Consider the following 21,196-nt stretch of genomic DNA (forward strand, 5'->3'; position numbering starts at 1 on the left):
CGCGACCCGCCGGGCGATCCCCGAGGCAGGGTCCGCTCACCATCGCAGGGGCCAGCGTCGTCCCCTCCTCACCCCGGCCCTCCGGCCGGCCACAGGAGAAGGACGCGCCATGCAGCACCCATCGAAGACCCCGCACGCCGACCCGTTCCGCGCGTTCGCGGCCCAGCCGGAGGCGGCGGGTCTCTACGACCCGGAGCAGGAGAAGGACGCGTGCGGCCTCGCCGCCGTCGCCACCCTGCGCGGCCCGGCCACCCACAAGATCGTCCAGGACGCGCTGACCGCCCTGCGGGCGCTCGAGCACCGCGGCGCCGTGGGCGCGGACGAGGGCACCGGCGACGGCGCGGGCATCATCACCCAGGTCCCCGACGCCCTGCTGCGCGCCACCGTCTCCTTCGAGCTGCCCGCGGCGGGGGAGTACGCCGTCGGCACCGCCTTCCTGCCCCAGGACGAGGCCGCCCGCACCGCCGCGCAGGAGGCGATCGCCGAGGCCGCCGTCGTCGAGGGCCTGGACCTGCTCGGCTGGCGGCCCGTCCCCACCGACGAGTCCGTGCTCGGCCCGGGCTCGCGCGCCGTCGTGCCGGTCTTCGAGCAGCTCTTCCTTGCCGTCTCCGCGGGCGAGGACGTCGAGGCCCCCGGCCAGTCGCTGGACGCCCGCGCCTGGCGCCTGCGCCGCCGCGCCCAGCGCAGCGGCGTCTACTTCCCCTCCCTGTCCTCGCGCACCCTCGTCTACAAGGGCATGCTCTCGACGGCGCAGGTCGAGCCGTTCTACCCGGACCTCTCGGACGAGCGGTACGTGACCCGCCTGGCCGTGGTCCACTCCCGCTTCTCCACGAACACGTTCCCCTCGTGGCCGCTGGCCCAGCCCTTCCGCACGATCGCGCACAACGGCGAGATCAACACGGTCAAGGGCAACCGCAACTGGATGCGGGCCCGCCAGGGCGAGCTGCGCCACCCGCTGCTCGGCGAGGTGCCCGAGGAGATGTTCCCCATCGTGAGCGCCTCCGGCTCGGACTCGGCCTCGTTCGACGAGGTGGCCGAGCTGATCCACCTGGCCGGCCGCCCGCTCTCGCACGCGATCATGATGATGGTCCCGGAGGCGTGGGAGAACCACACCACCATGGACGAGGACCGGCGCGCGTTCTACCAATACCACTCGATGCTCATGGAGCCGTGGGACGGCCCCGCCGCGATCGCCTTCACCGACGGCGTGCAGCTCGGCTCTGTGCTGGACCGCAACGGCCTGCGCCCCGCCCGCTACTGGGAGACCCGGGACGGGCTCGTGGTGCTCGCGTCCGAGGTCGGCGTCCTGGACATCGACCCGGCCACCGTGGTCCGCAAGGGCCGGGTCAAGCCCGGGCGGATGTTCCTGCTGGACACCGAGCAGGGCCGCATCATCGAGGACGAGGAGGTCAAGGCCGAGATCGCCGCCTCCGCTCCGTGGAAGGACTGGGTGGCCGACTCGCTGCGGCGGATCGAGGACCTGCCCGAGCGCGAGCCCGTCCGCTACCACGGCGACTCCGTCCGCCTGCGCCAGCGCCTGTTCGGCTACACGGACGAGGAGGTGCGCACGATCATCGAGCCCATGGCGCGGCACGGCGCCGAGCCCCTCGGGGCGATGGGCACGGACACCCCGATCGCGGTGCTCTCCCCGCGCCCGCGCCTGCTCTTCGACTACTTCATGCAGAACTTCGCGCAGGTGACCAACCCGCCGCTGGACTCCATCCGCGAGGAGCAGGTCACCTCGATGCGCACGTGCATCGGACCCCAGGCGAGCCTGCTCGCCGCGGGCAAGGTGACGACGGACGCCGTCGAGATCCCCTTCCCGGTGCTGGACAACGAGCAGCTCGCCCGCATCGCCGCGGTGCGCGCCGAGGACGGCACGCGCCGCGCCCTCAAGGTCAAGGGGCTCTACCTCGTGGCCGGCGGCGCCGAGGAGATGCGCTCCCGCCTCAAGGAGATCTGCGAGCAGGTCTCCGCGGCCGTCCAGCGCGGCGTGCAGTACGTGGTCCTCTCGGACCGGGACGCCAACGCGCAGTGGGCGCCCATCCCGTCCCTGCTGCTCACCTCGGCCGTGCACCACCACCTGCTGGCGAGCGCCTCGCGCACCCGCACCTCCCTGCTCGTGGAGGCCGGCGACGTGCGCGAGGTCCACCACGTGGCCGTGCTGATCGGCTACGGCGCCTCCGCCGTCAACCCGTACCTGTCCATGGAGACGGCCGAGGAGCTCGTGCGCACCGGCACGCTCACCGGCGTCACCGAGCAGGAGGCCACCCGGAACCTCATCCACGGGCTCGGCAAGGGCGTGCAGAAGATCATGTCCAAGATGGGCATCTCCACGGTGGCCTCGTACTGCGGCGCCCAGACGTTCGAGGCGCTCGGCCTCTCCCGGTCCTTCGTGGACCGCTACTTCACGGGCACCCGCTCGCCGATGGACGGCGTGGGGCTGGACGTGATCGCGGCCGAGTCCGCGGCCCGCCACGCCACGGCGTTCCCCGTGGACGGCTCCTCCGCCTCCACCGTGGGCCCGCGCGGCACCTCGGGCCTGCCCGTGGGCGGCGAGTACAAGTGGCGCCGCGAGGGCCCGCCCCACCTGTTCAACCCCGAGACCGTGTTCCGCCTGCAGCACGCCACCCGCGAGCGGCGCTACGACATCTTCAAGGACTACACGCGGCGCGTGGACGAGCAGTCCGCGGACCTGATGACCCTGCGCGGCCTGCTCGGGCTCGCCACGGAGGGGCGCGAGCGCGTGCCGGTCTCCGAGGTCGAGTCCGTCGAGTCGATCGTGACGCGGTTCTCCACCGGCGCCATGTCCTACGGCTCGATCTCCCAGGAGGCCCACGAGACGCTCGCGGTGGCCATGAACCGCCTCGGCGCGCGCTCGAACTCGGGCGAGGGCGGCGAGGACCCCGAGCGCCTGCTCGACCCGGAGCGCAACTCGCGCGTCAAGCAGATCGCCTCGGGCCGGTTCGGCGTCACGAGCCTGTACCTGTCCACCGCCACGGACCTGCAGATCAAGATGGCCCAGGGCGCCAAGCCCGGCGAGGGCGGCCAGCTCATGGGCGCCAAGGTGTACCCGTGGGTGGCGCGCACGCGGCACTCGACGCCGGGCGTCTCCCTCGTCTCCCCGCCGCCGCACCACGACATCTACTCGATCGAGGACCTCGCCCAGCTGATCCACGACCTCAAGCGCGCCAACCCGCAGGCCCGCGTGCACGTCAAGCTGGTCTCCGAGACCGGCGTGGGCACGGTGGCCGCCGGCGTGACCAAGGCGAAGGCCGACGTCGTGCTCATCTCGGGCCACGACGGCGGCACCGGCGCCTCCCCGCTGAACTCGCTCAAGCACGCCGGCACGCCGTGGGAGCTGGGACTGAGCGAGGCCCAGCAGACGCTGCGGCTCAACGGGCTGCGCGACCGCGTGACCGTGCAGGTGGACGGCCAGCTCAAGACCGGCCGGGACGTGGTGATCGCGGCCCTGCTCGGCGCCGAGGAGTTCGGCTTCGCGACGGCGCCGCTCGTGGTCTCGGGCTGCATCATGATGCGCGTGTGCCACCTGGACACCTGCCCCGTGGGCGTGGCCACGCAGAACCCCGAGCTGCGCGCCCGCTTCACCGGCCGGCCGGAGTTCGTGGTGACGTTCTTCGAGTACATCGCCCAGGAGGTGCGCGAGCTGCTCGCCGAGCTCGGCCTGCGCTCCCTGGACGAGGCGATCGGCCGCCAGGACCTGTTGCACAAGGACGCGGCGATCGGGCACTTCAAGACCGAGGGCCTGGACCTGTCCGGCGTGCTCTCGGACGCCGGGGTGCCCGAGGAGGCCCCGCGCCGCCGGCTCACGGAGCAGGACCACCGGCTCCAGGACCAGGCGGACCAGCGCTGGCTGGACCAGGTGGCGGACGCCGTGGTCACCGAGACGCCCGTGACCGTCACGGACCGCCTCGTGAACACCGACCGCTCCGTGGGCACCCTGCTGGGCCACCGCGTCACCGCGGCCCGGCTCGACGACGAGCTGCCCCGGGACACCATCCGCATCGAGCTGACCGGCGAGGCCGGGCAGTCCCTCGGCGCCTTCCTGCCGGCCGGCGTGACCATCACCCTGTCCGGGGACGCCAACGACTACGTGGGCAAGGGCCTCTCCGGCGGCACGGTGGCCCTGCGACCCGACCCCGAGGCCCCCTTCGCGGCCGAGGAGAACATGATCGCCGGCAACGTGGTGGGCTACGGCGCCACCTCGGGGCGGCTGTTCCTCAACGGCCGCGTGGGGGAGCGGTTCCTGGTCCGCAACTCGGGGGCGGTCGCCGTCGTCGAGGGCATCGGCGACCACGGCCTCGAGTACATGACGGGCGGCACCGCCCTCGTGCTGGGGGACACCGGCCGCAACCTCGCGGCCGGCATGTCCGGCGGCGTCGGGTTCTTCCTGGACCTGGACCCCGCTCAGCTCAACCCGCTCGCCGTCAAGGAGGACGAGCTGCTGCTCGGCCGCCCCGAGGGTGCGGACCGCGCGCTGATCCGCGAGCTGCTCGAGGAGCACCGGGCCGCCACCGGCTCGGACCTGGCCGCGCGCCTGCTCGCCGAGCTGGACGGCCCCGCTGAGGCCGCCGAGGCGCTCTGGGAGCGCTTCACCACCGTCCTGCCGCGCCGCTACGCGGCCGTCCAGGAGATCCGAACCGAGAGCGGGGACGCCGGCACCGACCCCGACGGCGACGCCGCCTGGGCCCGAATCCTGGAGGTGACCCGTGGCTGACCCGCGCGGATTCCTGAAGCATCGCGAGCGCGTCGCGCGCCCCTCGCGCCCCGTCCCCGTCCGCATCATGGACTTCAAGGACGTCCACGTGCGCCAGGACGAGGCGATCGTGCGCACGGAGGCCTCCCGCTGTATGGACTGCGGCGTGCCCTTCTGTCACGCCGGCTGCCCCCTGGGCAACCTCATCCCCGAGTTCAACGACCTCGTGTACCGGGACGACTGGGACGAGGCCGGCGCCCGCCTCGAGGCCACGAACAACTTCCCCGAGTTCACCGGCCGGATCTGCCCCGCCCCGTGCGAAGCCTCGTGCGTGCTCGGCATCAATCAGCCGGCCGTGTCCATCAAGCAGGTGGAGCTGTCGATCGCGGACCACCTCTTCGACGCGCCCTCCCTCACCCCGCACCCGCCGCAGCGGCAGAACGGGCTGACCGTCGCCGTCGTCGGCTCGGGCCCGGCGGGCCTGGCCGCCGCCCAGCAGCTGACCCGCTCGGGCTACACCGTGGTGGTCTACGAGAAGGACGAGGCGCTCGGCGGGCTGCTGCGGTTCGGCATCCCGGACTTCAAGCTGGAGAAGCATCTGATCGACCGCCGCATCGCCCAGATGACCGAGGAGGGCACCCGGTTCCGCACCGGCGTGCGGATCGGCACGGACATGAGCTGGGAGGCGCTGCAGCGCCGCTACGACGCCGTGGTACTGGCCACCGGCGCCCCCGTCGGCCGGGAGCTGCCTCTGCCGGGCCGTGGCCTGGACGGCATCCACCTGGCCATGGACTACCTCGTGCCCGTCAACCGGCGGGTCGCCGGCGGCGAGCCCGAGCCGATCAGCGCCCAGGGCCGGCACGTCGTGATCCTCGGCGGCGGCGACACGGGCGCGGACTGCATCGGCACCGCCCACCGCCAGGGGGCCGCCTCGGTCACCACGCTGGCGATCGGCAGGCGGCCGCCGGAGCAGCGCCCCGAGCATCAGCCCTGGCCCACCGTGCCCACCCTGTTCGAGGTCGCCTCCGCGCACGCCGAGGGCGGCGAGCGCACCTACCTCGCCTCCACCGTCGAGTTCCTCGGCGACGCGGACGGCCGGGTGCGCGCCCTGAAGGTGGCCGAGACCGAGATCCGGGCCGACGGCACCCGCGGCCCGCGCGCCGGCACCGAGCACGAGATCCCGGCCGACCTCGTGCTGCTGGCCCTCGGCTTCACGGGCGCGGACCTGGACGAGCTCGTGGACCGCTCCGCCGTGAGCCTCGAGCGCGGCCTTGTGGTCCGCGACGAGACGTACGCCACGCAGGCCCCGGGCGTGTTCGCCTGCGGCGACGTCTCCCGCGGCGCCTCGCTCGTGGTGTGGGCGATCGCCGAGGGCCGCGCCGTCGCGGCCGAGGTGGACCGGTTCCTCACGGGGGACACCATGCTCCCGGCGCCGGTCCGGCCCTCCGACCACGGCTTCGTCCTGAGGTGAACGGCGGGGCGCGCCCCTCGGACGGGGGGCGCGCCCGTGCCTAGAGTGGACCCATGAGACACGCCAAGATCATCGCCACCTTTGGGCCCGCCACCGCCTCCGACGAGACCACCCGCGCGATCATCCGGGCGGGGGCGGACGTGGTCCGCCTCAACATGAGCCACGGTGACCACGAGGTGCACGCGGGCTCCTTCGAGCGCGTGCGCCGGCTCAGCGTGGAGGAGCGGCGCCCGGTCGCGATCTTCGCGGACCTGCAGGGCCCCAAGATCCGCCTCGGCCGCTTCGCCGACGGCCCCCACGGCCTCGAGACGGGGGACCGCTTCACCATCACCACGCGCGACGTCGAGGGCACCGCGGACCTCGTGGGGACCACCCACGCCGGCCTGCCCGGGGACGTCCGCCCGGGGGACACCCTCCTCGTGGATGACGGCAAGGTGCGCCTGCGCGCCGTCGAGGTGACCGACACGGACGTCGTCACCGAGGTCGAGGTCGGCGGGGACGTCTCGGACAACAAGGGCATCAACCTGCCCGGCGTCGCCGTCGACGTGCCCGCCCTGTCCGAGAAGGACGAGGACGACCTCCGCTGGGCGCTGCGCACCGGCGTGGACATGGTGGCCCTGTCCTTCGTGCGCGACGCCGCGGACGTCGAGCGCGTCCACGCGATCATGGACGAGGAGGAGCGCCGCGTCCCGGTGATCGCGAAGATCGAGAAGCCGCAGGCCGTGGAGAACCTCGAGGCGATCGTGGACGCGTTCGACATGATCATGGTGGCCCGTGGCGACCTCGGCGTGGAGCTGCCGCTCGAGGAGGTGCCCGTGGTACAGAAGCGCGCCGTGGACCTCGCCCGCCGCTGGGCCAAGCCGGTGATCGTGGCCACCCAGGTGCTCGAGTCCATGATCGAGAACCCGCGCCCCACCCGCGCCGAGGCCTCGGACTGCGCGAACGCCGTGCTCGACGGCGCGGACGCCGTCATGCTCTCCGGCGAGACCTCGGTGGGCACGTACCCCGTGCTGACCGTGGAGACGATGGCGCGCATCATCGAGTCCACGGAGACGCACGGGCTCGAGATGATCCACCCGCTCGGCTCCCGCCCGCGCACGCGCGGCGGGGCGATCACGCGGGCGGCCGTCGACGTGGCCGACCAGCTGGACGTGCCGTTCCTCGCCACCTTCACGGAGTCGGGCGACACCGCCCGCCGCCTCTCCCGTCTGCGCCCGCGGCAGCCGATCTACGCGTACACGCACCGCGAGCACACCCACAACATCCTGTGCATCGCGTGGGGGGTGTACCCGAAGATGGTCCCCTTCGCGGAGACCACGGACCACATGACCCGCCTCGTGGAGGAGTCCCTCACCTCGGAGGGCATCGCCGAGCGCGGAGACCTCGTCGTGATCGCGGCCGGCTCGCCCCCCGGGCAGGTCGGCTCCACGAACACCCTGCGCGTGCACCGCGTGGGCGACGACGCGAGCGGGGTCGCCGTCCCGCCCTCCGAGCGCGAGCCCGTGGGCTTCTGGCCCGCGCACTCCCCGCGCTGAGCGGCGTGGCGGCCGCGGCGGCCAGCCGTCAGCCGACCTGGTCGACGACCGTCTGCGCGACCTCGCGCATGGTGAGGCGCCGGTCCATGGAGGTCTTCTGGATCCATCGGAAGGCCTCCGCCTCCGTCAGGTCCATCCGCTCCTGGAGGAGCGACTTGGCGCGATCCACGACCTTGCGGGTCTCGAGGCGATCGCCCAGGTCCCGGACCTCCGCCTCGAGGCTGCGCAGCTCGTCGAAGCGCGCGACCGCGAGCTCGATCGCGGGGACGATGTCGCTCTCCGTGAAGGGCTTCACCACGTAGGCCATCGCCCCGGCGGTGCGAGCCCGCTCCACCAGCTCGCGCTGCGAGAAGGCCGTGAGCATGACGACCGGTGCCAGGCGGTCCCGGGCGATCTCCCCGGCCGCCGCGATCCCGTCCATGACCGGCATCATCACGTCCATCACGACGATGTCCGGGCGGTGCTCGCGCACGGCGTCCACGGCGGCGCGGCCGTCGCCGGCCTCCGCGACCACGGTGTAGCCGGCCGCGGTGAGCAGCTCCACCACGTCGAGACGGATGAGGGCCTCGTCCTCGGCGACGACGGCGCGCAGGCGGGGGGTCTCGGCGTTGGGGCTCATGGGGACCTCCGGGTGAGGGGGCCGGGCCGGGTGCCCGGGCGCAAGAAGCGTACCGTGTGCGCCTGAGGCCCCCTGTTAGAGTGGTCGGGGCCGCCGTCGTGCGGACCTGCCCGAATGGTGGAATCGGTAGACACGCCGCACTCAAAATGCGGTGCCGTGAGGCGTGTGGGTTCGAGTCCCACTTCGGGCACCCCCATCGACCCGCCGGAAGGAGGCGCCTGCATGGAGTCTCCTGACACGCGCTGTGCCGACGTGAGCGCCCGGGGCACCAACGGGCAGGTCTCCTCGTGGGGGGCCCTCCACGCCGGCGTGCCGCCGAGCCGCCGCTGAGCCGGCCCGCCGCGGACCTCCCTCCGCCCGTGGGCCCCACCGGCCCACGTCCGACGTTCCTCGACCATGCGGGGTGTCCCACTTGCTCCTGATCAGCCTCTGTCTCACCGCCCTCGCGGTGGCGGCCGCCGTCCCGCTGGGCCGGTGGCTCGGCCGCGACGCGGGATGGGTGCTGGCCGTGCCCCTCCTCGCGGCCGCCGGCGTCCTCCTCTCCGCCTGGACGGGGGAGGCCGTCCGCGAGCACCACGCCTGGATCCCCGCGATCGGGGTGGACCTCGACCTGCGCCTGAACGGGCTCGCGCTCGTGTTCTCGCAGATCGTGCTCGTGATCGGCGCCGGCGTCCTGGCGTACTCCAGCCGCTACCTCGGCCGGGACCGCGAGAAGGAGCGCCACGGGACGTTCTACCTGCTGATGACCGTCTTCGCCGCCTCGATGCTCCTCCTCGTCCTGGCGGACAACCTCGTCGTGCTGTTCGTCGCGTGGGAGTTCACCTCCTTCACCTCGTTCTTCCTGATCGGGCGGGCGGGGGAGAAGGGCCGCGAGCCGGCGATCCGCACGCTCCTCGTCACGGTCGCCGGCGGCCTCGCGCTGCTGGGCGCGGTGGCCGTGATGATCGTCCAGGCCGGGACGGCGTCCCTGTCGGACGTGCTCGCGGCCGACCTCTGGCGCGACCCGGCGGTGAGCACCCTCGTGGCGGTCCTGCTCGCGGTGGCGGCGTTCACCAAGTCGGCGCAGTTCCCCTTCCAGGCATGGCTGCCCGACTCGATGGTCGCGATCTCCCCGGTCTCGGCCTACCTGCACGCCGCCGCCATGGTGAAGGCCGGCGTGTTCCTGCTGCTCGTCTTCAGCCCCGTGCTGGCCGGCACCGCCGTGTGGTCCACCCTGCTGATCGCCTCAGGCCTCACCACGGCGATCTTCGGAGCCGTCTCGGCCATCCGCCGCCATGACCTGAAGGGCCTGCTCGCCTACTCCACGATGAGCCAGCTCGGCCTGCTCGTGACCCTGATCGGCGTGGGCACCCCGGCCGCCCTCACGGCGGCGATCGTCCACACCGCGGCGCACGCGCTCTTCAAGAGCGCCCTGTTCATGCTCATCGGCATCGTCGACCACCAGGCGGGCGGGCGGGACCTGCGCGACCTCGCCGCCCGGAACGTCCGCATGCCCGTCACCGGGACGGCGATCGTGCTGGCCGCCGTCTCGATGGCCGGCGTGCCGCCGCTCCTCGGCTTCGTCTCGAAGGAGGGGCTGCTGGACGCGGCCCTCGACACGCCGGGGCCGGCGTGGACGGCCTGGGTCGTCACGGGCGGGATCGCCCTGGCCTCCGTCTTCACGTTCGCCTACTCCGGGCGTCTCGTGCTCGGCGCGCTCGGCCTGTGGGGCAGCAGCCCCACGGGCGCGCGCCACACGTGGCAGTCCGGCCGGGGCGAGCCGGTGCACGACCCCTCGTTCACGTTCTGGGCCGTCCCGGCACTGGGCGCGCTGGCCGGCCTCGTCCTGGGGCTCGCCCCCGGGGTGCTGGACGAGCCGGTCGGGAAGGCGGCGACGGCCGCGGCGGGCCTGCCGGTCCACCCTCACCTGGCCCTGTGGCACGGGCTCACCCCCGCCCTGGGCGTCTCGGCCGCCGTGATCGCGTGCGGCCTGCTCCTCGTCGCACTGCGCCGCCCCGTCGAGCGGATCGCCTCCCACGTCGAGCTGCCCCTGTCCGGTCTCGCCGCCGTGGACGGCGTGCGCCACGCCCTCGTGGACATCGGCGCCTTCGTCAGCCGCGCCTCCGGGACCATCGCCCCGCGCGGCCACCTGCTGACGCCCGCACTCGTGCTCGGCGTCTTCGCGGTGGCGGGCGTCCTCACGGTCGAGGACCTCCCGGCTGTGGTGGGCCAGCCCTCGCGCTGGCACGACTGGGCCCTGGTCCTCCTCGTGGGCGCGGGCGTCGTCGCCACCATCCGCGCCAAGACGCGCATCGCGGCGATGGTCGTCGTGGGCGTCGTGGGCTTCGGCGTGACCCTGTGGTTCTTCACCCTCGGGGCCGTGGACGTCGCGCTCACCCAGCTCCTCGTCGAGGTCCTCACGGTGTGCGTCATGGTGCTGCTGCTGCGGCGCCTCCCGGCGCGGTTCCGCACGGACGGCACCCCCCGCCGGGCGGGGGCCGTGGTGGCGGCCCTCATCGCGGGCCTCGCGTCCATGCTGGGCGTCCTCGCCTTCACGGGCCGCGGCGGGGTCTCGGAGATCTCCCGCTACTACCTGGAGCACTCCTACCACGACGCCGGCGGGTACAACGTCGTCAACGTCATCCTCGTGGACTTCCGAGCCCTGGACACCTACGGCGAGATGACGGTGCTGGGCGTCACCGGCCTGACGATCGCCGCCCTCCTGATGAACCGGCGCCCCGCGCCGCCGCGCCCCTCCGCCGTGGACCTGAACTCACCGCTCGCCTCCGTGCGGGAGAACCTCGTCTACGCCCGGACCTTCGGACGAGCGCTGAGCCCTGTCATCATCGCCCTGTCCCTCCTGCTGTTCTTCCGCGGGCACTACGAGCCCGGCGGCGGCTTCATCGCGGCGCTCGTGGGCGGTGCCGGGTACGCCCTGATGTACCTGGCCGCGGACACGGGGACGGCGCGTCGTCTGCAGTGGCCCTACATGAGCCTGATCGGCGGGGGCATCACCCTCGGCTCGCTCGCCGGCCTCGCCGGCTACCTCACCGGCAAGGGCTTCCTGGGCTCCGCGAGCGTCAAGGTGCTCGGCTATGGCGTCTCCACCACGCTCGTGTTCGACCTGGGCGTCTATCTCTCCGTCATCGGGCTCGTCGTCGCCGCGTTCGCGCTGCTGGGCGGGGACGAGGCGGAGGAGGAGTCCGACGAGCACGGCCCGGTCGACGACGGCGCCCCGCCGGGAGTCCTCCCCGCGCCTCCCGGGGCACCGGTCACGGCCGTCGCCCCGACCACCACGATCACGACGACACGAGAGGGGGCCTCCCGATGACCATCGCCATCACCGTGGGCCTGCTGATGTTCGGGGCCGTGTACCTGTTCTCCAAGCGCGAGCTGCTGCGCGTGATCCTCGGCATGGTGCTGCTGGGCCACGCCGCCAACCTCGCGATCATCGCGGCCGGCGGCACCGACCGTCGGACACCCCCCTTCACCCCCGGGGGAGCGGTCCCCGAGGGGGCGGCCGATCCGCTGCCGCAGGCCTTCGTGCTCACGGCCATCGTGATCTCGTTCGCCATCACCGTGCTGCTGCTCGTGCTCGCCGTCACCGGCCGCACCGACGACGCCACGGCGGACCCCCACGAGACACCCGATGCGCTGGAGGCCGCGGCCTCCGACGCCCGCTTCCCCGCGGCGGAGCGCAGGGCCGCCGCCGAGGAGCTGCGCAGCGGCGCCATCCCGCGCGTGTCCGCGCGGGCCGCCGAGCCGTCCGCCCCGCACGGTCCGGGGGCACGCGCATGAGCGACCACGCCGTCGGGCTGCTGCTGCCCCTGTTCGTCGCCCTTCCCCTGCTCGCGGCGGGCCTGCTCGTGATCGCCGGCGAGCACCGCCGACTGCATCGGGGGGCCCTCACGGCGCTCCTCGCGCTCACCGCCGTGGCCGGCACGGCCCTGCTCGTGCGGTCCCTCGACGGCTCCGTCGCGGCCGCCGGGGTGGGCGGCTGGCCGGACGGGGTCGCGATCCCGTTCGCCGCCGACACGCTCACGGCCCTCATGCTGACCCTCACGAGCGCCCTCACCCTCGTGGGCGCGGCCTTCGCCTACGGCTCCCGCGTGGCCAACTCGGTCCACTTCGCCCCGCTCATGCTCGTCCTCGTGGCCGGCGTGAGCGGCGCGCTGCTCACGGCGGACCTCTTCAACCTGTTCGTGTTCATCGAGGTCATGCTGCTGCCCTCGTACGGGCTCTTCGTCCTCTCAGCCAACCGCCGCGAGCCGCTGCGCCGCGTGGACGGCGCCCGTCTCTACGTGACGCTGAACCTGCTCACCTCCACGATCCTCGTGACGGGCGTGGGCTTCGTGTACGCGCTCACTGGCACCGTCAACCTCGCGGCCCTCGCCGGGGCGGCCGCCCGGGACGAGCGCGTCGCCCTCGCCGCGGGGCTCGTGCTCTTCGCGCTCTCCATCAAGGCCTCGGTGCTCCCCCTCCACGGCTGGCTGGCTCGCGCTTACCCGTCCACATCGCCCGCCGTCACGGCGATCTTCGCGAGCCTGCACACCAAGGTCGCGGTGTATGCGATCTACCGGATCTACTCCGTGGTGTACGACGGCGACCCGCGGCACCTCTGGTTGCTGCTCACCCTGAGCCTGCTCACGCTCGTGGTCGGCGCCGTCGCCTCCGTGGGCGAGCACGGCACGCGCTCGGTCCTCTCGTGGCAGATGGTCAGCGGCATCGGCGGGATCCTCCTGGGCGTCGCCCTCTCCAGTCAGGCCGGACTGTCCGCCGGGCTCTTCTACCTGATCCACCACATGGTGGTGATGGCCTGCCTGCTCACGGCCACCGGCGCGATCGAGGTGCGGTACGGGACCGGCCGCCTCGCGGACCTGCAGGGCCTCGCCCGGCGCGAGCCCCTGATCGCCACGGCGTTCTTCGTCGGCATGCTCTCCCTCATCGGCATCCCCCCGTTCTCCGGCTTCGTGGGGAAGCTGATGCTCGCGGTGGCCGGCGTCGAGGCGGGTCGGACCGTCATGGTGACCCTGCTGCTGGGCTCCTCGCTCGTGAGCCTGTGGGCGCTGTTGCGCGTGTGGAACGCGTGGTTCTGGGGCGAGCCCCGGGCCCCGCACGGACACCGCGAGCGGCTCGCGACGTCGGCGATGCCCGTCGTGAGGGCGGGGCAGAGCGCCCACCCGGAGCCGGCCGGCTCCGCCGCGACGGGCCGCGGGTCGAGCACGGACACCGAGCGCACCGAGTCCTGGATGTCCTCCGAGGCCCTCGACGCGCCCACGGGCGTGCTGCCCGTGGTGCTCTCCCCGGACGAGGACGCCCACCGATCGCGCATCCCGGCGCGCCTGGCGACCCCAGCCGTCCTGATGGCCGCCACGACGCTGGCCCTCGGCCTCGGCGCCCAGGGCCTGTGGACTCTCACGGACCAGGCCGCCGCCGGCCTCGTGGACCCGAGCGCCTACATCGAGGCGGTGCTCGGCCTGTGACCCCCACTCCGCAGACCTCAGGGAGGCCCAGCATGACCCCCACGGACGGGACGGTGGACCTGCGCCCGGGCACGAAGGGCGCGCTCTCCTGGCCGGTGCGCTGGCTCGTGTTCTGGTGCTGGTACGCCTGGGCGCTGGTGACGTCGTCCGGCGCCGTGCTGCACGACCTGATCACGCCCGGCGACCAGGCCCGCTCCGGGATCGCCCGCGTGCACAGCAACTGCCGCACGGACCCGGAGCTGACCCTGCTCTCGACGCTCATCACCCTCACCCCCGGCACCCTCACGCTGGGCACCCGCCGTGAGGCGGACGGCCGGCGCCTGCTCTACGTCCACGGCCTGTACGCGGACGACGCGGACGCACTCCGCGAGGAGATCCATGACATGGAGCGGCGCATGCTGCACGCGATGCGCCGCACGGGGGTGACCGCATGAGCGCGCTCGACTACGAGTGGTCCCACCTCGGCATCGACATCGCCCTGGTCCTCCTGCTGGTCTCCGCCGTCGTGTCGGCGGTCCGGATCCTGCGCGGGCCGCTCGATGCGGACCGCGCCGTCTCCGGCGACCTGCTCAGCTTCAGCGTGATCGGGATGGTGGTGCTGCTCGGCGTGCGCGCCGGGAATCCGTTCACGTTCGACCTGGTCCTCGTGGCGGCGATCGTGGGCTTCCTGTCCGGCATGTCCCTGGCCCGCGCACTCACGCGCGGAAAGCGATGAGGAGGTCCTGACGATGGACGCCTTCCTGACGGTTCTCGGCTCGATCATGGTGGTGGGGGGAGCCCTCGTGTTCCTCGGCGCCGCCGTCGGGCTGATCCGCTTCCCCGACCCCTACATGCGCATCTCGGCCACCGGCACCGCCGGCGGCGTGGGCATGATCCTGATCGTGGTCGGCGCCCTCCTGCACATGCCGAGCGTGTCGAACCTCGTGAAGGTGGTGCTGATCGTGGTGCTCCAGCTCGGCAGCGCCGCGGTGGCCACCATGGCCCTCGGGCGCTCGGCCTACCTCACGGGCGTGCCCATGGCCTCGGGCCACTACGACGAGCTCGCAGCGGACACCCCGGGGCGCGAGCACGGCGAGCCGGCGCCGCGGGCCGCCGACGCGGACTGAGGGGCTCCGGCGCGGTCGGAGCGGCCGTGGCGTGGTGCGTCAGCCCTGGCGGGCGAGCACGAGGTTCGTGATGCGGGCCGTCGAGAGGCGGCGCCCGTCCTCGCCCGTCATGACCACCTCGTGGGTGATGAGCGTGCGGCCCACGTGGACCGCCGTCGCCGTGCCGGTGACGGTTCCGGCGCGCGCCGCGGCGTGGTGCGTGGCGCCGATCTCGATGCCCACGACGTTGTGGTCCCGCCCGGCGGCGACCTTGGCGGCCACCGAGCCCAGCGTCTCGGCCAGCACGAGGTGGGCGCCGCCGTGCAGCAGGCCCACGGGCTGCTCGTTGCCGGCCACCGGCATGGTGGCGACGGCGCGCTCCGCGGTGAGCTTCGTGAACACGATGCCCATCTTCAGGGCCAGCGGGCTGACGCCGGCCCCGCCGAGGGCGTCCTGCAGCTCGGGCGGCAGGCCCGCCGCGGCGGAGAGCTCCGCGAGCTGCTCGGGCGTGAACCGCGGTCGCACCCCCGCCCGGAAGGTGAGGTCGGCGAGGGCGGCCGGGAGGTCGGGGCTGTAGGCGGGGGTGTCGCTCATGGGCACTAGGCTGGCACCTGGACCACGAGAGGAGCAACGAGACCATGGGTGAGACCGCCGCGGCCGAGACCGGCACCTCCGAGACCCGGCCGCGCCTTATGGTGCTGGACGGCCATTCGATGGCGTTCCGCGCCTTCTACGCGCTGCCGGCCGAGAACTTCGCGACCGACACCGGTCAGCACACCAACGCGGTCTACGGCTTCACGGCGATGCTGCTGACGATGATCCGCCAGCAGGCGCCCACCCACGTGGCGGTCGCCTTCGACCTCTCCGGGCCCACGTTCCGCTCCGCCGAGTACGCGGAGTACAAGGCGGGCCGCTCGGAGACGCCCGCCGAGTTCGCGGGGCAGATCGAGCTGACCGTGAAGGTCATGGAGGCCCTCGGCATCCCCACCCTCACGGTGGAGGACTACGAGGCGGACGACATCGTGGCCACGCTCTCCGCCCGCGCCGAGGCCGCGGGGTGGGACGCCGTCGTCGTGTCCGGGGACCGGGACGCGTTCCAGCTCATCTCCGAGCACACCACGGTCCTGTACCCGAAGAAGGGCGTCTCTGACATCCCGCCGATGGACGCGGACGCCGTCATGGCCAAGTACGGCGTGAGCCCCGCCCAGTACCCGGACCTCGCCGCGCTCGTGGGGGAGTCCGCGGACAACCTGCCGGGCGTGCCCGGCGTCGGCCCCGGCTTCGCGGCCAAGTGGATCAACGCCTACGGCGGGCTCGAGGGCGTGCTGGAGAACGCGGACAGCATCACCGGCAAGAAGGGCGAGGCCCTGCGCGCCCACCTCGAGGACGTGCGGCGCAACCGCCGGCTCAACGCCCTCGTGCGGGACCTCGACCTGCCCGTCGACCTCGAGGCCATGGCGCTGACGATGCCGGACCACGACACCGTGTCCGAGCTCTTCGACGCCCTCCAGTTCAACCGCATCCGCGACCGCGTCTTCGAGGTGTTCTCCGAGCGCCTCGGCGCGGACGCCCCCGCCGCCGAGGTCGAGGAGGCCCCCGAGCACGTGGTCGCGACGACGGCCGCGGACCTGGGCGGGTTCCTCGCCGCCCACGCCGGCGCGCTGCTCGGGGTGCACGTCGTCGTGGACGGCCCGGACATGCTGCCGAAGCGCAAGGTGCCCGTGCCGGGCACCCACGGCACCCCCGTCGGGGTGGCGTTCGCCGCCGACGACGCCGCGCTCTACGTGGACCTCGACGCCGAGGGGCCGGACGCGGAGCTCATGGCGGCCGTGCGCGACGCGCTCGAGGACGCCGGCACCGCCAAGGCCGTGCACGACCTCAAGCGCACCGTGAAGGCGCTGGCCGCCCCGACCCGGCCGGCCGGCCTGGGGGAGGGAGCCGTGATCGGCGGGGTCGAGGACGACGTGCTCCTCTCGGCCTACCTGATCCAGCCCGACCGCCGGGACGTGGACCTGGCCTCGCTCGCCGAGGCGCACCTGCGCACTCCGCTCGCCGCGCCGGCCACGGGGCAGCCCGCCTCCGCCCAGGGCGAGCTCGACCTCGACGGCGGAGCCGCCGCGGCCGAGCGCGTGCAGCGGGCCACGGACGCCGTCCGCGCCGCGTGGGTGGTCCGCCGCCTCTCCGCCGAGTTCACCCCCCAGGTGCTCGAACGCGGCGCCCAGCGGCTGCTCCAGGAGATGGAGATCCCGCTCGCGCGCCTGCTCGCGCGCATGGAGCTGGCCGGGATCGCCGTGGACCGCGACCACCTCGAGGCGCTGCGCGCCGACTTCGCCGAGCGCGCGGACGCCGCGAAGGAGTCCGCGTGGGCCTCGGTGGCGGAGGAGACCGGGGGCATGGAGGTCAACCTCGGCTCCCCGAAGCAGCTGCAGGAGGTCCTCTTCGAGCGCCTCAACATGCCGCGCACCCGCAAGACGAAGACCGGCTTCTCCACGGACGTGGACTCGCTGCAGGACCTGCTCGAGCAGACGCAGCACCCCTTCCTGGAGAACCTCATGGCGCACCGCGACGTCACGAAGCTCCGCCAGACCGTGGAGGGCCTGCTGGAGACCGTGGCGCCGGACGGGCGCATCCACACCACCTACTCGCAGACCGCCGCGGCCACGGGCCGCCTCTCCTCCCTGCACCCCAACCTGCAGAACATCCCTGTGCGCACCGAGGCCGGCCGACGCATCCGCGAGGCCTTCACGGCGGGCGAGGTGGACGGCACGGAGGCCGTGCTGCTCTCGGCGGACTACTCGCAGATCGAGATGCGCATCATGGCCCACCTCTCCGAGGACGCCGGCCTCATCGAGGCGTTCAACATGGGGGAGGACCTGCACAGCTTCGTCGGCTCGCAGGTGTTCGGCGTGGACCCGCACGAGGTGAGCGCGGAGCAGCGCTCCAAGGTCAAGGCGATGAGCTACGGGCTCGCGTACGGACTGAGCTCGTTCGGCCTGTCCAAGCAGCTGAAGATCTCGGTGGACGAGGCCCGCGGCCTGATGAAGGGCTACTTCGACCGCTTCGGCGGGGTGCGGGACTACCTGCGCGACGTCGTCGCCCAGGCCCGGCAGGACGGCTTCACCTCCACCATCGAGGGGCGGCGCCGCTACCTGCCGGACCTGAACTCGGACAACCGCCAGCTGCGGGACATGGCCGAGCGCGCCGCCCTCAACGCCCCGATCCAGGGCTCGGCGGCGGACATCATCAAGCGGGCCATGCTGGACGTGCAGGCCGGCCTCGAGGAGCAGCGCCTGCGCTCCCGCCTCCTGCTCCAGGTCCACGACGAGCTCATCCTCGAGGTCCCGCGCGGCGAGCTCGCGGCCGCCACGGCCCTGCTCGAGGAGCGCATGGGGCGGGCCGCGGACCTCTCCGTGCCGCTGGACGTCCACGTCGGCGAAGGAAGGACCTGGCATGCCGCAGCCCACTGACACCACCGCCCCTCGAGAGTCCTTCGGCCCCACGGCGCCGCCCGATCCGGCCGGCGCGCTGGCCGAGAACGGGCTCGAGCTGCGCCCGGTGCCCTCCCCGTGGGAGGCCGGGCTGGCGGACCCCGAGGCGCCGTTCGACCTTGCGCGCCGCTGGGACGACGCCCCCGCCGTCCGCCGGCACACGGCCGTCCTGCAGCGCAACTTCCACGAGGTCGGCGACCCGGAGCTGCGCCTGGCCGACCGCTTCATCGGCGTCGAGCAGGGCGACCGCCGCCGGCTGGTGGGCGTCTACCCCGAGGGCGCCGACCCGGACGCCGTCGACCCGGTGGGCACTCTCGTGGACTTCACGAAGGACCTGAATGTGGGCGCCGGGCGCCTCCTGCCGGCCTGGTGCATCTCCGAGGTGACCGTCTCGCCCACGCACAGGCGCCGCGGGATCCTGCGCGCCATGATGTCGGACTCGCTGCGCCGCGCCCGTGAGGCGGGCGTGCCGATCGCCGCGCTCACCGCCACCGAGGCCACCATCTACCGCCGCTTCGGCTTCGGCGTCTCCACGTACTACCGCTCCGTGTGGCTCGACGTCACCCGGGGGATCCAGCTGCGCGGCGCCCGCCCCGAGGGCGGCTTCCGGTTCATCGAGCCCACCACGTCGGGCGAGCTGATCGAGGGCCTGTGGCGTCGGGCCTTCGAGGGACAGCTCGGCTCGGTCGAGCGCATCCGCTTCCACGCAGCCAAGGAGACGGACCGGGACCCGCGCATGGACGAGGGCCGGCCGCAGGGGCTGCGCGGCGTCGTGTTCTCCGGCCCCGACGGCACGGACCGCGGCGTGGCCGTCTACCGGGTGACGGGAGAGACCTCCGAGCTCGTGGCGGACGAGCCCGTGACCGCCACCGTGGTGGCCCTGTGGGCCGCCGACGCCGAGGCCTACCGGGCCCTGCTGGAGTTCCTCGGCAACCTCGACCTCGTGGTGCGGCTGCGCCTGCCCCCGGTCCCCAACGACCGCATGCTCGAGTTCCTCGTGCGCGACGAGTCCCGGATCTACACCCGTGGCGTCCACCACCACCTGTGGCACCGGATCCTGGACGTCGCCGCGTGCTTCGAGGCCCGGCCCTACCTCCACGACGGCGCCGTGACCGTGACGGTCGAGGACGACCTCGGCCACGCGGCCGGCACGTGGGAGATCTCGGCGGCGGACGGCCGGGGGCGCGTCCGCCCGGCGGACGAGGACCAGGCCGAGCTGACCCTCGACGTGGCGGAGCTGGGCTCCGTGCTCCTGGGCGGGGTGCAGGCCGAGGTCATGCGCGAGGCGGGCATCCTGCGCGAGCACCGCCCCGGCGCGGCCACGGACCTGGACACGCTCCTGCGCCAGCCCCGCCTGCCCTTCGCCCTGACCGGCTTCTGACGCGTCCCGACCCAGGAGGACCCATGCCCCCGCACCACGCCCACGACGACAGCCTCGCCGCGCACGGCCTGCAGCTGGTGGTGGCCCCAGGACGCGCCGGCGACCCGGCGTTCGAGCGGCACACCCTGGCCGTCGAGCGGGGGTTCTACGAGGAGCCGCCCGCGGGCGAGGCGCTCGCGCAGCTGCTCGAGGCGGGGGAGGCGGACGGCCGGCGCATGGTCGACGCGTACGCCGCCGGAGACGACCCGGCCGCGTCCCGCCCCGTCGCCACGTTCGAGGACTTCCCGTCCGAGCTGACCGTCTCGCCCGGCGTCACCGTCCCCGCCTGGCTCATCAGCGCCGTGACCGTGGACCCGGGGTTCCGCCGCCGGGGGATCCTCCGGGCGCTCATGGGCCGCAGCCTCGCGGACGCGGCGGCGGCCGGGATGCCCGTCGCGGCCCTCACCGCCTCCGAGGCCGCGATCTACGGACGCTTCGGGTTCGGCGCCGCGACCCGCTGGCGCCGCACGCACCTCGACGTCCGCGGCGAGGTGCGGCTGCGTGGCGACGCGCCGGCGGGACGGGTCACGCGGGAGGAGCCGCGCGAGATCGGCCCCCTCGCCGACGAGCTCTACCAGAGGGTCCGCCGCGCGACCCCCGGCGCCACTCAGCGACCGGCCATGACCGCGATCCGCTGGGAGGACCGCAGCCGGTTCAAGAACGACGGCAAGGGCTCCGGCCTCTACGCCGCCGTGCATCGGGACGAGGCGGGGCGGGCGCAGGGGATCGCGCTGTACCGTTTCAAGGGCTGGGACGTCGAGCCCCCCACGGTGACGATGGAGCTCTTCATCGCCCTCACCCCGGAGGCCCGCCGCGGCCTGCTCGCGCACCTCACGAGCCTCGACCTCGTCGAGCGGGTCGAGTGGGAGCGGGCCCCCGAGGCCGGATGGGTCGAGGCCCTCCTCGAGGACGAGCGCCGCATGCGCACCCAGCGCGACGGCGACGACCTCTACCTGCGGATCCTCGACGTGCCCGCCGCCCTCGGCGCCCGCGACGACCTGGGCGAGGGCGAGGTCGTCCTGACGGTGGCGGACCCGCTCGGCCACGCCGACGGAACGTGGCGGCTCGCGGTGCAGGAGGGCGCCGCGAGCGTGGCCGCGGCCGAGCCGGCGGAGGCCGATCTCGTGCTCGACGTGGCCGACCTGTCCGCGGTGTGGCTGGGCGGGCACGGGGCGGCGGGCGGGGCCGCGGCCCGCGTGGCGAGCGGCCTGGTGGAGGAGCGGGTGCCCGGCGCGGCGGACCGCCTGGACGCGATCCTGCGGCCCACGGCGCCCGTGCGGTCCCTGGTGGGTTTCTGATAGCCTGGAAGGGCACTTTCGTGCGCTCTTGAATCTGACCATCACAACCCATGCCGGGTGACGGACACGCGCGTGCCCGGGCCGCCTCGGCATGAACCCCA

At 73.6% G+C, this 21,196-nt stretch carries 14 protein-coding genes and 1 tRNA gene; 13 read left to right on the top strand and 2 right to left on the bottom strand.

What is annotated here, in order from left to right; genetic code table 11:
* The first annotated feature begins 109 nt into the window (after positions 1 to 109).
* Genes gltB through pyk form a run of 3 tightly spaced genes read left to right on the top strand, consistent with a single transcriptional unit; the run spans position 110 to position 7,723 of the window.
* On the top strand, positions 110 to 4,738 hold the full coding sequence (gene gltB / locus LG274_RS01795; RefSeq protein ID WP_404465031.1) for a glutamate synthase large subunit: 4,629 nt from the start codon (positions 110 to 112) through the stop codon (positions 4,736 to 4,738).
* Positions 4,731 to 6,188: a glutamate synthase subunit beta gene (locus tag LG274_RS01800; RefSeq protein WP_017488361.1), complete on the top strand. Its 1,458-nt coding sequence runs from the start codon at positions 4,731 to 4,733 to the stop codon at positions 6,186 to 6,188. The genes gltB and LG274_RS01800 overlap by 8 nt, the downstream gene beginning before the upstream one ends.
* Positions 6,189 to 6,241: 53 nt before the next feature.
* Positions 6,242 to 7,723: a pyruvate kinase gene (pyk, locus tag LG274_RS01805; RefSeq protein ID WP_404465034.1), complete on the top strand. Its 1,482-nt coding sequence runs from the start codon at positions 6,242 to 6,244 to the stop codon at positions 7,721 to 7,723.
* A 28-nt stretch (positions 7,724 to 7,751) separates the two neighbouring features.
* Here the strand turns inward: pyk and LG274_RS01810 are convergent, their stop codons facing one another.
* On the bottom strand, positions 7,752 to 8,342 hold the full coding sequence (locus LG274_RS01810) for an ANTAR domain-containing response regulator (RefSeq protein ID WP_248116944.1): 591 nt from the start codon (positions 8,340 to 8,342) through the stop codon (positions 7,752 to 7,754).
* Between the two features lie 108 nt (positions 8,343 to 8,450).
* On the opposite strand from LG274_RS01810, the gene LG274_RS01815 reads away from it, so the two are divergent.
* From LG274_RS01815 to LG274_RS01845, 7 genes are all read left to right on the top strand, one after another.
* Positions 8,451 to 8,532: transfer RNA gene (locus LG274_RS01815), tRNA-Leu, on the top strand.
* Between the two features lie 213 nt (positions 8,533 to 8,745).
* Positions 8,746 to 11,652, top strand: coding sequence for a DUF4040 family protein (locus LG274_RS01820; protein WP_404465036.1), 2,907 nt, complete (start codon positions 8,746 to 8,748; stop codon positions 11,650 to 11,652).
* Positions 11,649 to 12,119 (top strand): sodium:proton antiporter, encoded by a 471-nt coding sequence (locus tag LG274_RS01825; RefSeq protein WP_248116948.1) that lies wholly within the window; start codon positions 11,649 to 11,651, stop codon positions 12,117 to 12,119. The genes LG274_RS01820 and LG274_RS01825 overlap by 4 nt, the downstream gene beginning before the upstream one ends.
* A complete protein-coding gene (locus LG274_RS01830; protein WP_404465038.1) occupies positions 12,116 to 13,804 on the top strand; it encodes a monovalent cation/H+ antiporter subunit D family protein in 1,689 nt (562 codons plus the stop codon). Before LG274_RS01825 ends, LG274_RS01830 begins: the two co-directional genes overlap by 4 nt.
* A gap of 32 nt (positions 13,805 to 13,836) precedes the next feature.
* The gene (locus tag LG274_RS01835) at positions 13,837 to 14,238 is read left to right on the top strand and encodes a Na+/H+ antiporter subunit E (RefSeq protein ID WP_298710300.1); all 402 of its coding nucleotides are present in this window, start codon (positions 13,837 to 13,839) and stop codon (positions 14,236 to 14,238) included.
* A complete protein-coding gene (locus LG274_RS01840; protein ID WP_319074817.1) occupies positions 14,235 to 14,519 on the top strand; it encodes an MrpF/PhaF family protein in 285 nt (94 codons plus the stop codon). The genes LG274_RS01835 and LG274_RS01840 overlap by 4 nt, the downstream gene beginning before the upstream one ends.
* 13 nt (positions 14,520 to 14,532) lie before the next feature.
* Entirely contained in the window at positions 14,533 to 14,910 is a 378-nt protein-coding gene (locus LG274_RS01845) for a monovalent cation/H(+) antiporter subunit G (protein ID WP_248116955.1), read from the top strand.
* A 39-nt stretch (positions 14,911 to 14,949) separates the two neighbouring features.
* On the opposite strand, the gene LG274_RS01850 is transcribed toward LG274_RS01845, so the two are convergent.
* A complete protein-coding gene (locus tag LG274_RS01850) occupies positions 14,950 to 15,483 on the bottom strand; it encodes a hotdog fold thioesterase (protein WP_404465041.1) in 534 nt (177 codons plus the stop codon).
* A gap of 44 nt (positions 15,484 to 15,527) precedes the next feature.
* Between LG274_RS01850 and polA the strand changes: the two genes are divergently transcribed.
* Genes polA through LG274_RS01865 form a run of 3 tightly spaced genes read left to right on the top strand, consistent with a single transcriptional unit; the run spans position 15,528 to position 21,095 of the window.
* Entirely contained in the window at positions 15,528 to 18,356 is a 2,829-nt protein-coding gene (polA, locus tag LG274_RS01855; RefSeq protein WP_404465043.1) for a DNA polymerase I, read from the top strand.
* Positions 18,340 to 19,758: a GNAT family N-acetyltransferase gene (locus tag LG274_RS01860; RefSeq protein WP_404465045.1), complete on the top strand. Its 1,419-nt coding sequence runs from the start codon at positions 18,340 to 18,342 to the stop codon at positions 19,756 to 19,758. The genes polA and LG274_RS01860 overlap by 17 nt, the downstream gene beginning before the upstream one ends.
* A 23-nt stretch (positions 19,759 to 19,781) precedes the next feature.
* Complete coding sequence (locus tag LG274_RS01865) at positions 19,782 to 21,095, top strand: GNAT family N-acetyltransferase (protein WP_404465047.1); 1,314 nt, start codon at positions 19,782 to 19,784, stop codon at positions 21,093 to 21,095.
* The last annotated feature ends 101 nt before the right edge of the window (positions 21,096 to 21,196 follow it).

It is taken from the genome of Micrococcus antarcticus (assembly GCF_044872765.1).
GTDB lineage: Bacteria > Actinomycetota > Actinomycetes > Actinomycetales > Micrococcaceae > Micrococcus.

Bases quoted from the DNA above. Each gene is read 5' to 3' on its own strand.
- gltB (WP_404465031.1), top strand. From the start codon at position 110: ATGCAGCACCCATCGAAGACCCCGCACGCCGACCCGTTCCGCGCGTTC.
- pyk (WP_404465034.1), top strand. From the start codon at position 6,242: ATGAGACACGCCAAGATCATCGCCACCTTTGGGCCCGCCACCGCCTCC.
- LG274_RS01810 (WP_248116944.1), bottom strand. From the start codon at position 8,342: ATGAGCCCCAACGCCGAGACCCCCCGCCTGCGCGCCGTCGTCGCCGAG.
- LG274_RS01825 (WP_248116948.1), top strand. From the start codon at position 11,649: ATGACCATCGCCATCACCGTGGGCCTGCTGATGTTCGGGGCCGTGTAC.
- LG274_RS01830 (WP_404465038.1), top strand. From the start codon at position 12,116: ATGAGCGACCACGCCGTCGGGCTGCTGCTGCCCCTGTTCGTCGCCCTT.
- LG274_RS01835 (WP_298710300.1), top strand. From the start codon at position 13,837: ATGACCCCCACGGACGGGACGGTGGACCTGCGCCCGGGCACGAAGGGC.
- LG274_RS01840 (WP_319074817.1), top strand. From the start codon at position 14,235: ATGAGCGCGCTCGACTACGAGTGGTCCCACCTCGGCATCGACATCGCC.
- LG274_RS01845 (WP_248116955.1), top strand. From the start codon at position 14,533: ATGGACGCCTTCCTGACGGTTCTCGGCTCGATCATGGTGGTGGGGGGA.
- LG274_RS01850 (WP_404465041.1), bottom strand. From the start codon at position 15,483: ATGAGCGACACCCCCGCCTACAGCCCCGACCTCCCGGCCGCCCTCGCC.
- polA (WP_404465043.1), top strand. From the start codon at position 15,528: ATGGGTGAGACCGCCGCGGCCGAGACCGGCACCTCCGAGACCCGGCCG.
- LG274_RS01860 (WP_404465045.1), top strand. From the start codon at position 18,340: ATGCCGCAGCCCACTGACACCACCGCCCCTCGAGAGTCCTTCGGCCCC.
- LG274_RS01865 (WP_404465047.1), top strand. From the start codon at position 19,782: ATGCCCCCGCACCACGCCCACGACGACAGCCTCGCCGCGCACGGCCTG.